Below are 11263 nucleotides of genomic sequence, written 5' to 3' on the forward strand. Positions count from 1 at the left end.
TCCTCGAAACTGCAGCGACCGGCGGAGTCAGGCCGGGAACTTCTCCCCGGTGAGGTGGGCGCAGGCGGCCAGCAGGCGGTCCTGGGCGGCGATGTCGTAGGCGGCGGCATTGGCGCGCAGGTCCTGGCGGCGCTTGAGGTAGCGGCCGCTGAAGCCGACCTCGGCCTCGTCGGCGGTGGCCAGCCACACCTGTGTCTCGGCTCCGTCGGCGAGTTCGTCAGGGGCGTTCGGGCCGCCCATCCTGGTCTTGATCCACCCCGGGTCGACGGCGTTGCTCAGCACCGCCGGGAAATGCCGCGCCACCGCGAACGCCAGCAGCACGTCGTGCAGCTTCGAGTCGCTGTATGCCTGCATGCCGTTCCACACCTTGTCGGCGAACTGCAGGTCGTCGAAGTCGGCCCGGCCGGCCGCCTCCAGCCCCGAGGTCAGGTAGACCAGCCGTTGCGGCAGCGGCATCAGGGCCGTCAGCAGGTACGGGGCGAGCACGTTGACGGCGAAGGTGCGCTCGATGCCGTCCTCGGTGAGTTCGCGCCGGGCGGCCGAGCCCACCCCCACGTTGTGGATCACCGCGTCGAACGGTCCGTGCGCGGTCGCCGCCGCGGCCAGTGAGCGGGTCTGTGCCAGGGACGACACGTCGCCGACGAGCACCGCGGCCGCTCCCGGCACCGCGTCGCGGGTCTGCGCGGCACGCTGCTCGTTGCGGGCGTGCAGCACCACCCGGTGCCCGAGGGCGAGCAGTTCGCGCGCCGTGTGCAGGCCGATGCCGTCTGCCGAGCCGGTGACCAGAACGCTGCTCATGCGGGTGCCTCTCCGGTGGTGGATCTCCGTGGCCAACCCTACGCCGGAGCGCCTCCGGCGGCGAATCGCACTCCTTGTGCGGGAGGTCGGGATCATGTCTGTCCGGATCGGATGCGAATGGTAACGAACGTAATTCGCATTGGTCCACAGAAGTCACTCCAATGACTGCCAACTTCCGACACATCGGTAACGTTTCCGCTGGCCGTCGCTACATTTGCCTTCACTTCCACTGATGAGGGAACGCCATGCGCATTCTGCACATCATCGCCACGCCCCGTGGTTCCGAATCCCATTCGCTTCGGGTTTCCGAGGCATTTCTGAATGGCGTTCGCGAGCAGTCCGGTGACGTCACCGTCGACGTCGTCGACCTGTACCGGCATGACCTGCCGGCGATGGCGGGTGACAACATCGAGGCGAAGTACACGCTGATGGTGGGCCGCCCGATCGACCGCAGCCACGCGGAGTCGTGGCGGCAGATCGAGTCCCTGATCGAGCACTTCGTCTCCGCCGACGCGTATCTGATCACCGCGCCGATGTGGAACTTCGGGGTGCCGTACGCGCTGAAGTACTACATCGACTGCCTCGTGCAGCCCGGATACCTGTTCCGGTACGACGAGACGGGCCAGGTCGTGCCGATGGTCAACGGCAAGCGCATGGTCTGCGTGACCTCCCGCGGCGCGGACTACTCGGCGGGCTCCTACCTGCACTCGTACGACTTCCAGGAGCCGTACCTGCGGGCGATCTTCGGCTTCGTCGGCATCACCGACCTGCGGTTCATCCACGCCCAGCCGATGGACATCACCCCGCACCAGCGCGAGGCGGCACTGACCGGGGCCGTCGCGCAGGCCCGCGACCTGGGCCGGGAATTCCTGTCACCGGCCGTCGGCGCACCGGCCTGACCTGACCTGCCGTCCAGGGGACCCGTGCTCGCGGCCGGGTCCCCGGGACGGCCCGCTAGACGCGGGTGAAGCGCACGGCGTCGGCGACGACGTAACCGGTGCCGGTGGTCCACCGGCTCACCCCGACCTTGTCGCCGTCACCGGCGGCGAGGGTGAAGACGCCCAGTGAGATCCACTGGCCGCCGTTGACCCGCTGGTCGACGCTCACCGACTGGTTTCCCGAGGCGGTGGCCACGATGAACGGGGTCGCGCTGTTGTAGCCGGCGTTGGCCGGATACCAGATCGCCACCTCGTACGACGCGGTCTGCGGGATGTCCACCCGGAACCAGGCCGGGTCGCTGGCCGCGACCGGGTCGGCGAAGCGGTAGTCGGCGCCGTAGCGCTGGGCGGAGAACGCCGAGGTGCCCCAGTTCGCGCCGGCGGTGAACCCGCCGGCGGTGGCGTTGTCCACGACGGCGCTCCACGACGTCGGCGGCGGCTCCTCCGAGACCGTCGTCGACACGTCGAGGTAGTTGCGGTCGATGTTGATCTGCACCCCGCCCCAGGTCTCCTGCACCTCCCCGGCGTACTGGTGCAGCCGCCGGTGGTTGGTGTAGTAGGCGTCGTCGCAGTACTGGCCGCCGTCGGTGTCGGCCACGCCGTTCCACCACGCGATCCAGAGGTGGTCCAGGCGCGTGTAGCGGGTGTCGTGGTAGGCGCTGCAGACGTCGGTGATGCCCGACGAACCGCTGGAGTACATGCCGGACAGGTAGCCGCGCACGTGCAGCTGCTGCGTCCACCCGGACAGGAACGACAGCACGGCGTCCTTGCACGAGGCGTTCGACGGGTAGTGCTCGACGTCGTTGTAGATCGCGCTGCCGGCGGGGATGCCCAGCGCCTGGGCGGCGCTGACCGCGCTGTTCGCGGCAGTCGCGCCCTGCGACCGTGCGGTGGCGGGGTCGGCGGACATCTTCGGCAGCCGGGTGCCGCACGGGGCCTGCCGGCCGAGCTCGATCGGGATCAGTCGCCAGCCGTTGTTGGTCTGATTGGTCACCCAGCTCGCGGTCAGGTTGGGCTGCGAGCAGGACCGGCTCGCGCCGCTGATGTAGACGCCGACGGCCCGGTAGGGCGAGCTGTTGCGCCATGCGTTCATGGTCGACTGGGACGGGGCGGCGCAGGTGTCGAAGCCCTTGCCCGTGTACACGCCTGGCTGCGGCCCGGCCGCCGCCAGCGGTGCCGCGGCGGTGGCGGTCCGGGCGGACGTCGCGCCGGTGAGCAGGCTGTCGGCGGCGGGCTTGGCGTCGCGGCCCAGCTTCGCCGAGCCGAGGATGCGGCGTACGGCGTCCTCGGTGTCGGGCGTGTGCGCGGCGGTGACCAGCACACCCGCGCCGCGTACGGCGACCTGGATCGCGTCGTCGCGGGACACGGCGCGGGCCGCGACCGCGGTGCCCGGCGCGGTGACGGCTGCCTGCGGGGTGAGGCGGGTCGCCGAGACGGCGTCGAGCGGTTCGATGATCAGCGCCGCGGTGCGCCCGACCAGGTCGGCGGGACAGGTCGACTGGTCGCCTGGGTGTCCGAGGTAGACCGTCGGCCGGTCGAACCGCACGCACGCCGTCGGATCGGCGCTCAGGTCGACGACCTGCCACGAGGTCGGCACGGTGACGCGGTATCCGTGGTAGCCGACGGTCCGGCCGTCCTCGGCGACGGCGTCCGCGGGCTTGGCCCACGCCGCCGCGCCCGCCAGAGACGAACCGGCGACGGCGATGGACATCGCGACCAGGACGGCTGGACCTGATAGGACCTTTCTCATGCGAGCCTCCGGGGGTGTGAAGGAATTTTCAGCTGAGACATCGATGTGTGGAGAATTCCTACCACGTATTCATGACTGCCGCTAGGTCGGGCGCATGGCGGAAGCGTGTCGAAGCGGCGAAGTTTGACATGCAGCCAATCAGTTGCCTATGGTCGAAACATGCAGCCGGACGGCTGCATGTTGGGATGGCGATGGACGACGTGTTCAAGGCGCTGGCGGACCCGAGCCGCCGCGCCCTGCTGGACAGCCTCAACGCCCGCAACGGGCAGACCCTGCGCGAGCTGTGCGCGGGTCTGGACATGGCGCGGCAGTCGGTGAGCAAGCACCTGGCGGTGCTGGCGGAGGCCAACCTCGTCACCACCGTGTGGCGGGGCAGGGAGAAGCTGCACTTCCTCAACGCCGAGCCGATCAACGCCATCGCCGACCGCTGGATCGACCGCTACCACCGCGGGCGGGTGCACGCGCTCGCGGACCTGAAGACGGCATTGGAGCAGCAGGACATGGACGAGTTCGTCTACACCACGTACATCCGGACCACGCCGCGGAAGCTGTGGCAGGCGATCACCGACCCGGCGTTCACCAGCCGGTACTGGCAGGTCACCTTCGACACCGACTGGCAGGTCGGCTCGACGATGACCTGGGAGCGGCTAGGTGTCGTGATGGCCGACCCGGCGCAGGTCGTGCTGGAGGCGGACCCCTACCGGCGGCTCGCCTACACCTTCCACACCTTCACGCCCGAGTTCGCCAAGTCCGTCGGCATGGACGAGGACCTGCGGCAGCAGCTCGCGGCCGAGCGGCGCTCGAAGGTCAGTTTCGACCTGGAGCAGGTCGGCGACCTCGTCAAGCTCACCGTCGTGCACGACGGCTTCGCGCCCGGCAGCGCGCTGCCCGGCATGGTCAGCCAGGGCTGGCCGCACCTGCTGTCGGACCTGAAGACCCTGCTGGAGACCGGCCGCACCATGGCCGAAGCGCCGGCCTAGGCCGGGGCGAAGGCCCTGTCGGAGAACGCGTCGAGGCGCTCCACGGTTCACCGAGGGCATGGGCCGCGTGATCGCTGATGAGCGGACAGCGGGGCTCGTGCGGGTGGGCTACCGTGCGGGCGGTGATCGATACCCCGCTCATCGCCGACGCCCCGGCAAGCCTGCCGGAACGGGACAGGCCGCTGGTGATCGCGCACGCCAGGCAGGGGCGGGCGCACCCCGATCCGGCCGTGGCGGCGGTGGCGGTGGCGCACGTGCGCCGGCTGAACCGGCGCGACCGGACCGTCCGCCAGCTGCTCCTCGGGGTGGGCGCGGTCTCGTTCTTCGGAAGCGTCCTGGCGTTGACGATCGCCGGAGGCGAGGTCAGGGACGCGCCATGGTGGATCCTGCTGGTGTTCCTCCCGGCGGTGCCAGGCGTGCTGATCGGGGCCGAGGTCTGGGAGCCCGGCGAGCGGCGTCGCAGACTGCGGCCCCTGCTGGAGGCGCCGAACCTGCGGATGCTGCTCGAACGCGCCGAGCCGTGCCCGGCGACGCCGGTGACGATCGGGCGCTACCGCGGACTGCGCGCGTGGTGGCCGGTCCTGGTGCCGTCCGTCGCCGCGGTCGGCTGGTCGACCTGGCGCAACCTGCACGTGCCGGCCAAGCCCCTGGAGGGTCTGGCGGCCATCGCCATCGGGCTGATCGCCTGGGCCCTGACCCTGCTGCTGGTCGCGGTCGGCTGGCTCGTGGAGCGGTGGCGTGGCGCGCCTGCCGAGTCGTCCGACGCGGCGACGCCGATCACCGTCGACGGGTCGGGCCTGCGCTTCCGGGCACTGCCGGACGTGGTCGCGTGGTCCGAGGTGAGCGCCGTCGATCTGCTCGGGCCGTCCCCCGCCGAGCCGGAGACGCCGATGGCGGTGCGCTGGTCGCTGCACGGCCGCGATCCGATCGTCATCAAGGCAGACGACATGGCCCAGCCGCCGGAGACCGCCATCCGCGCCACCTGGGCGTACCGCCCGGACCTGCGGTGGCGGCCCGTGGACGTGAGCTGAGCCCGGCCACGCCGGAGGTCAGCGCCGTCGTGGCGGCGACGTCTGCAGCCACTCGCCGATCAGGTCGGCGATGACGGCCGCGGCGGTGTCGTTGAGGTGGATGTGGTCGGTCAGCAGGGTCAGGCCGTTGGCCGCCGAGATGTCGTTCCAGGACCGGCGCAGCACCAGGTGCTGGAAGGTGGTCCGGATCGCCAGGCCCAGCCTGCCCTCGTACGGCGGCGGCCGGTGCCCCGGTGGCAGCAGCGCGGTCAGCCGCTCGTACAGCGGCAGGCACGGCACGCCGCGCCCCTCCGCGACCTCGCGCAGCACCGCGTTGTACTCGCGTATCCGCTGGTTCATCGTGCTCGCCAGATCCTCGCCCAAGGGCGGCAGGTCGAGCACGGCCAGCCGCGCCGAGGTGCCGTTCTGCAGCCGGTCGAGGATCGCGTCCACGTTCTCCCGGTACCACTGGCGGTCCGGCGTGCGGGGGAGGCGCTGCTGCCTGCGGTAGTGCCGGGCCCAGCGCGCGTCGTAGGTGGCGTTGACGTCGTTCGTGCCGACCAGCAGGGTGACCGCGTCGGGCCGGCACGCGATGACCTCGTCCAGGCGGCGGCGTACGTTCCAGGCCAGGTTGCCGTCCACGCCCGCGTTGACGAACCGGTAGCCGGCCGGGCCGAGCCGTTCCTGCAACAGGCTGACGTAGTCGCCGCTGGCCAGGCCGCGGGTGATGCTGTCGCCCGCGCACACGACCTCCATGGGCGCTCCGGCGGGGCGGTGGACGAACGGCGCGCCGTTCGGGGCGACGGGTGTGGCACGGCGCTTAACCCAGGACATGAGACCCACGGCGGCCTGCCTTCTCACGGCTGCCGGGCCCGTCCCGGCGGTGGTCCATGAACGTTAACAAGCCGCCGTCCCACTCCCACGTCTTTTCATTGACATGACTACATGCGACGGCTAGCGTTCGGCGCTACTGGCAGCAAACTTTACAGTTTGGAGAGTTCGTGCGCCGCCTCCTCCTGCTGGCCGTGCTGGCCTGCGCCGCGGTGTCCGTCCCGGTGGGCGGCGCCGCCGCCGCCGGCGTGAACCTGGTCGCCAACCCGGGATTTGAAGACGCCCGACACGGCGACCACTCCGTGGTGTGGGCGTGGACCTGCGAATCCGGTACGAACCAATTCGGTGCGGCGCAGAGTGGCAGCCGAGCGCTGACCGGCACACCCACCGCGGGCAGCACGGGCCGCTGCGCGCAGACGATCCCGGTCCAGCCGGGCGGGGTCTACACGCTGTCGGCCTGGGTACGCGGCGGCTACGCCTTCCTCGGCCACGACCACGGGGTGGCCTGGACCCCGCCGAGCACCGCGTGGACCAGGCTCACCACCGGCTTCACCGCCACCGCCGACACCGTCACCGTCTACCTGCACGGCTGGTACGCCCAGGACGCGTTCACCGCCGACGACGTCGTGCTGACCGGCCCGGACAGCGCCGTACGCGTGCCTGCCGCGCCTGACGCGCCGACCGTCGCGGAGTCCACCAGCCGCTCGGTGAAGCTGGCCTGGACCGGTGTGCCGGGGGCGACCGGCTACCGGATCCACCGCGACGGCGTGTACCTGCGCTCGGTGACGACTCCGTCGGCGGTGGTCGACGGGCTCACGCCCGGCACGGCGTACACCTTCCACGTCACCGCGGTGAACACGGCCGGTGAGTCCGCGCCGGGCGCGCCGGTGTCGGCCACCACGGCCCCGCCGTACGCCGAGGCGCCGCCGCCGACCCGGATGCTCGTCGGGACCCCGCAGGCCTACCAGGTGTTCCTGGCGTGGGAAGCGGTCATGGCGGCCACCGACGGCTACCGCGTCTACCGCGACGGCGTCCTGATCGGGTGGTCCTACGGACCCGCCTTCACCGTGACCGGCCTGCGGCACGGCACGCTCTACACGTTCGAGGTGACCTCGCTCAACTCCGCGGGCGAGTCCGTCAGGTCGCAGCCGGTCCAGGTGATGACCTGGCAGGTGCCGTAGCGGCCGGTCAGGAGGCCCCCGCCGCGTCCCGCCCGCGCGCGGCCGCTGCGTCGGCGAGCCGGTCGCGGAACGGTTCCGTCGCGGCGGGTCCGGCGGTGAAGCCGAGGTCCAGGTCGGACAGCGGCGTGCCGGTGGCCCGGTCCACCAGGACCGGCTCCACCTCGCGGCCGGTGGCCCGGTCCACCAGCACGAGGCTGCGGTCGCCGGGGGCCAGGTCCTGGTTGCCCCAGGCGTACAGGGCCACGACGACCGGGCGCAGGGCGCGCCCGGCCTCCGTGAGCACGTACTCGTAGCGCGGCGGGCGGTCCCGGTAGCGGCGGCGCTCCAGGAGGCCAGCGTCGACCAGGGACTTCAGGCGGCGGGTCAGCATGTTCGGGGCGATGGCGAGGCTGCGTTCGAACTCGTCGAACCGGGTGAAGCCGTCGAACGCGTCGCGCATGATCAGAATGCTCCACCACTCGCCCACGTGCTCCAGGCTGCGCGCGATCGGGCACTCCAGGTCCTCGAAGCTGGTCCGCCGCATGAGATCACGCTACCGGGATCGCCGGGGCGTCGACGGCGCTCGCGTCACCGCCGCGGATACCGGCCAGGTTCCAGGCGTTCAGCTCGTGCGGGGTGCCCAGACGCACGGCGCTGACCTCCTCCAGGCGTGCGAACTGGGCCGGGGTCAGGGCCACGTCCAGGGCGCCCAGGTAGTCGTCGAGCTGGGCGAGGCTGCGCGGACCGATGATCGGCACGTACGCGGTCGCGGCGCGGGCGCCCTTCTCCCGCATCCAGGCGACGGCCACCTGCGAGGCGGGTGCTCCCAGCTCGGCGGCGACGTCGAGGACGGCGTCGACCACGGCGGTCTTCTGCGCGCTGTCCTCGGTGTGCACGAGGATCTTCAGATCGGACAGCCGCCCGTCGTCGCCCTTGCGGTACTTGCCGGTGAGCAGGCCGCCGCCGAGCGGACCCCACATCGCCGCGCCCAGTCCCAGCGACTGCGCCATCGGCAGCAGCTCGCGTTCGGCGGTGCGGTCGACCAGGCTGTACTCGACCTGGATGCCCACGATCGGGGACCAGCCGCGCAGCTCGGTCAGCGTCACCGCGCGCGACACCCGCCAAGCGGGGAAGTTCGACAACGCGCCGTAGCGGATCTTGCCGGCGCTGACGAGGTCGTCGAAGCCGCGCAGGATCTCCTCGATCGGGGTGAGGTCGTCGGGGGCGTGCGCCCAGAGGATGTCGAGGTAGTCGGTGCCCAGCCGCCTCAGGCTGGCCTCCACCGCCTGGAACAGGTGCTTGCGGCTGTTTCCGGTGTTGGTCACGTCGCGCGGCCCGACACCGTTGTTGCCGTACTTGCCCGCCACCACGAAGCGGTCGCGCTCGGCGCCCATGAACTCGCCGAGCAGCTCCTCGGCCTGGCCGGCCTGGTAGTTGTCGGCGGTGTCGAGCAGCGTGCCGCCCGCCTCGGCGAACCGGTCGAACATCTTGCGCGCCTCGGCGGGTTCGGCTCCCGCGCCCCAGCGGGTGCCGAAGTTGCCGGTGCCGAGTCCGTACTCGGAGACGCGCAGGCCGTTGTTGCGGCCGAAGGTGGTGTAACGCATGGGTGGTCAGCTCCAGGTCGAGTTACTTGCATCGTGCAAGTGACTCAACCGAGCCCGATGGTCTCCGCATTCCGGCAGGTGGCGCGGCGTGAGCCAGGCCACCTGCCGGAATACGGGGCCGCTACCTGGTGCCGCGCTGCGCGTTCAGATCGCCGAGCAGGCGGTCCGGGTCGGCGCCGACGATCGGCGTGAACAGGCTCGTGCCCAGCCTGCGCACCGTGCGCTGGTAGCCCACGATGCGCCAGAAGCCGTAGAAGCGCCCGGCCGTCTCGCGCTCCTGCGCGCGCTTGTCCTCGCCCGGGTCTCGAGGTGTGACACACAGCATCCACACGCCGCCGGAGCGCTGCACGGCCAGCGCCTTCACGTGCGGCCAGGGCAGGTGCAGGGCGGGCTGCAGGATGCCGTTCGGCCGCAGGAACAGGCCGTGGTCGTCCGCGCCCAGCAGCGGCGAGCGGGCCTTGGCCGCCTCGTCGAGGCACGTCACCACGTAGTGCAGGGCGACCACGGCGAGCAGCACCACCGTCACCAGCCACGACCGGATCGCGATCAGGGACAGGGCGGCCGCGACCGGCAGGTGCACGGTCAGCAGCTTGCGCCGGGTCAGCTGCAGGGCGTACGCGAGCCGGTTGCTGCGCAGCAGGACGGGCAGGTCATCGGGTACGCGCACGTGCAGGCTGGGCGTATGCAGGGTGCCGTGGCGATCGGTTGAGGAGCTCATCAGCGCGCGACGCTAGCAGGCCCGTGCCAGCAGCATGCCGCGCGGCGTCTGCTCGCCGGGCTGCGCCTTGCGGCTGGCCTGCGCGAACACGTCGAAGCCGGCCTCGGTGACGAACCGCGCCATGCGCTCGACCGGCCGGAAGTGGTAGTTCAACGTGAACGTGTGCCCGAACGCCTCGGTGCGCAGGCGGTGCTCGTCGAGATTCTGGAAGATCAGCAGCAGGTGCCCGCCGTCGGCGAGCGCGCGCCGGAACCCGGCGAGGACCGCCGGCAGCTCCTCGTCCGGGATGTGGATCACGGAGTACTGCGAGCTGATCCCGGCCAGCGAGCCGTCGGCGACGTCCAGCGCCGTCATGGTGCCCTCGTCGAAGCGCAGTTGCGGAAACCGGCCGCGGGCCAGCGCGAGCATGCCGGGGGACAGGTCGATGCCGCGTACCTCCAGGCCCAGGCCGGCCAGATGCGCCGTGCCGGGTCCGGTGCCGCAGCCGACGTCCAGGGTCGGACCGCCGCCACCGGCCAGCACGAGATCGGCGTAGGCGGCCATCATCGCCCGCTCGATCGGGATGCCCGCCAGCTCGTCCTTGAACTGCTCGTCGTAGGCGGCGGCGATGGTGTCGTACGCGTCACGGGTGTCGTGGAGGAACGAAGGCTCAGTCACAACCGCCCACCCTAAGCACCCCGCCCCGGATCGAAGGAAGGGCACCTTCTACACCGACGTCCGTTAAGAAGGTGCCCTTCCTTGCTTTCAGGTGCGGTGGAGGGTGGTGGTGCAGGTCAGGGTGTGGGTGCCGGGTTCGAGGTCGGCGGTCGATCGGTCTGTGTGGGCGGCTCCGCCTCGTCGGAACGCGCCGGCTGTGCCAGGTCGAGGGCCAGCGCCCAGAGGCGGTCGGCCGCGTCCGCCGTCTCCTCCGCCGTCGTCTTCGGGCCGAACACGGCCCGCTCGTCCTCGACGGCCTTCCGGAACCGCCCGGCCGGCTCGGGGGCGAGCACCAGGTAACGGGAGTTCCGGTGGGCCAGCCGCCGAACCACGAATCCAGGAGCCGCCATGACCGTGACGAGCAGGCCGACGATGATGACGGCGATGCCGAGCACCAGGTCACCGGTCTGGATCAGGCGACCTCCACCGGCACACGCGACCGCGCCGACGGCCAGGATGACGAAGCTGAACTTCCGGATGCCGGACAGGAATTCGCCGGTCTCCGGGTCGATCGGCACCCGCCCGGCGACGCCTGTGGCACCGGCGGTGTCGGGCGACCTGCTGACGATGGCGCCGCCGTCCTCCCGGTCGTGCACCTGCAGGTCGCTTATCAGGTCAAACAGCACATCGCCCGCCTCTCCGCCGGCTCAAAGACTAAGCGCCCCGGCAAGCGGCCGGCGGGGCGACAAACAGGACCGCCGGGGCGGACCCGCGGGCGAGCGGAACGCACGATCCGGGTCCGGGCGGTGATCCGTTTGCCGGTGGGGCGGATACGATG

Annotated in this window: 11 protein-coding genes and 1 pseudogene; 4 read left to right on the top strand and 8 right to left on the bottom strand. The window is 71.3% G+C overall.

Annotated features, from left to right (window positions below; translation table 11 throughout):
• Positions 1-27 precede the first annotated feature (27 nt).
• On the bottom strand, positions 28-798 hold the full coding sequence (locus tag AB0B35_RS09205; protein ID WP_361042744.1) for an SDR family NAD(P)-dependent oxidoreductase: 771 nt from the start codon (positions 796-798) through the stop codon (positions 28-30).
• A 245-nt stretch (positions 799-1043) separates the two neighbouring features.
• On the opposite strand from AB0B35_RS09205, the gene AB0B35_RS09210 reads away from it, so the two are divergent.
• The gene (locus AB0B35_RS09210; protein ID WP_361042747.1) at positions 1044-1697 is read left to right on the top strand and encodes an NAD(P)H-dependent oxidoreductase; all 654 of its coding nucleotides are present in this window, start codon (positions 1044-1046) and stop codon (positions 1695-1697) included.
• A gap of 55 nt (positions 1698-1752) precedes the next feature.
• Here AB0B35_RS09210 and AB0B35_RS09215 read toward each other — a convergent pair.
• Positions 1753-2916, bottom strand: a pseudogene (locus AB0B35_RS09215) (glycoside hydrolase domain-containing protein); the annotation flags it as partial.
• A gap of 755 nt (positions 2917-3671) precedes the next feature.
• Between AB0B35_RS09215 and AB0B35_RS09220 the strand changes: the two are divergent.
• Both AB0B35_RS09220 and AB0B35_RS09225 read left to right on the top strand, forming a co-directional pair.
• Positions 3672-4466, top strand: coding sequence for a metalloregulator ArsR/SmtB family transcription factor (locus AB0B35_RS09220; protein WP_361042749.1), 795 nt, complete (start codon positions 3672-3674; stop codon positions 4464-4466).
• A gap of 122 nt (positions 4467-4588) precedes the next feature.
• Positions 4589-5497 (top strand): hypothetical protein, encoded by a 909-nt coding sequence (locus AB0B35_RS09225; RefSeq protein ID WP_361042752.1) that lies wholly within the window; start codon positions 4589-4591, stop codon positions 5495-5497.
• 18 nt (positions 5498-5515) lie between these two features.
• Here the strand turns inward: AB0B35_RS09225 and AB0B35_RS09230 are convergent, their stop codons facing one another.
• Positions 5516-6310, bottom strand: a complete 795-nt coding sequence (locus AB0B35_RS09230; protein ID WP_361042754.1) for an SGNH/GDSL hydrolase family protein — start codon at positions 6308-6310, stop codon at positions 5516-5518.
• A gap of 167 nt (positions 6311-6477) precedes the next feature.
• Between AB0B35_RS09230 and AB0B35_RS09235 the strand changes: the two genes are divergently transcribed.
• Positions 6478-7488: a fibronectin type III domain-containing protein gene (locus AB0B35_RS09235; protein ID WP_361042756.1), complete on the top strand. Its 1011-nt coding sequence runs from the start codon at positions 6478-6480 to the stop codon at positions 7486-7488.
• A gap of 7 nt (positions 7489-7495) precedes the next feature.
• Here the strand turns inward: AB0B35_RS09235 and AB0B35_RS09240 are convergent, their stop codons facing one another.
• From AB0B35_RS09240 to AB0B35_RS09260, 5 genes are all read right to left on the bottom strand, one after another.
• Positions 7496-8011 carry a helix-turn-helix domain-containing protein gene (locus AB0B35_RS09240; protein WP_361042759.1) on the bottom strand — a complete coding sequence of 172 codons (516 nt, stop codon included), beginning with the start codon at positions 8009-8011 and terminating at the stop codon, positions 7496-7498.
• 4 nt (positions 8012-8015) lie between these two features.
• Positions 8016-9071: an aldo/keto reductase gene (locus AB0B35_RS09245; RefSeq protein WP_361042762.1), complete on the bottom strand. Its 1056-nt coding sequence runs from the start codon at positions 9069-9071 to the stop codon at positions 8016-8018.
• Between the two features lie 121 nt (positions 9072-9192).
• Entirely contained in the window at positions 9193-9789 is a 597-nt protein-coding gene (locus AB0B35_RS09250) for a hypothetical protein (protein ID WP_361042765.1), read from the bottom strand.
• Between the two features lie 12 nt (positions 9790-9801).
• Positions 9802-10446 carry a class I SAM-dependent methyltransferase gene (locus AB0B35_RS09255; RefSeq protein WP_361042767.1) on the bottom strand — a complete coding sequence of 215 codons (645 nt, stop codon included), beginning with the start codon at positions 10444-10446 and terminating at the stop codon, positions 9802-9804.
• Positions 10447-10562: 116 nt separating this feature from the next.
• Positions 10563-11111: a hypothetical protein gene (locus AB0B35_RS09260; protein ID WP_361042769.1), complete on the bottom strand. Its 549-nt coding sequence runs from the start codon at positions 11109-11111 to the stop codon at positions 10563-10565.
• Positions 11112-11263 lie beyond the last annotated feature (152 nt).

The organism is Catellatospora sp. NPDC049133 (assembly GCF_040648455.1).
Lineage (GTDB): Bacteria > Actinomycetota > Actinomycetes > Mycobacteriales > Micromonosporaceae > Catellatospora > Catellatospora aurea.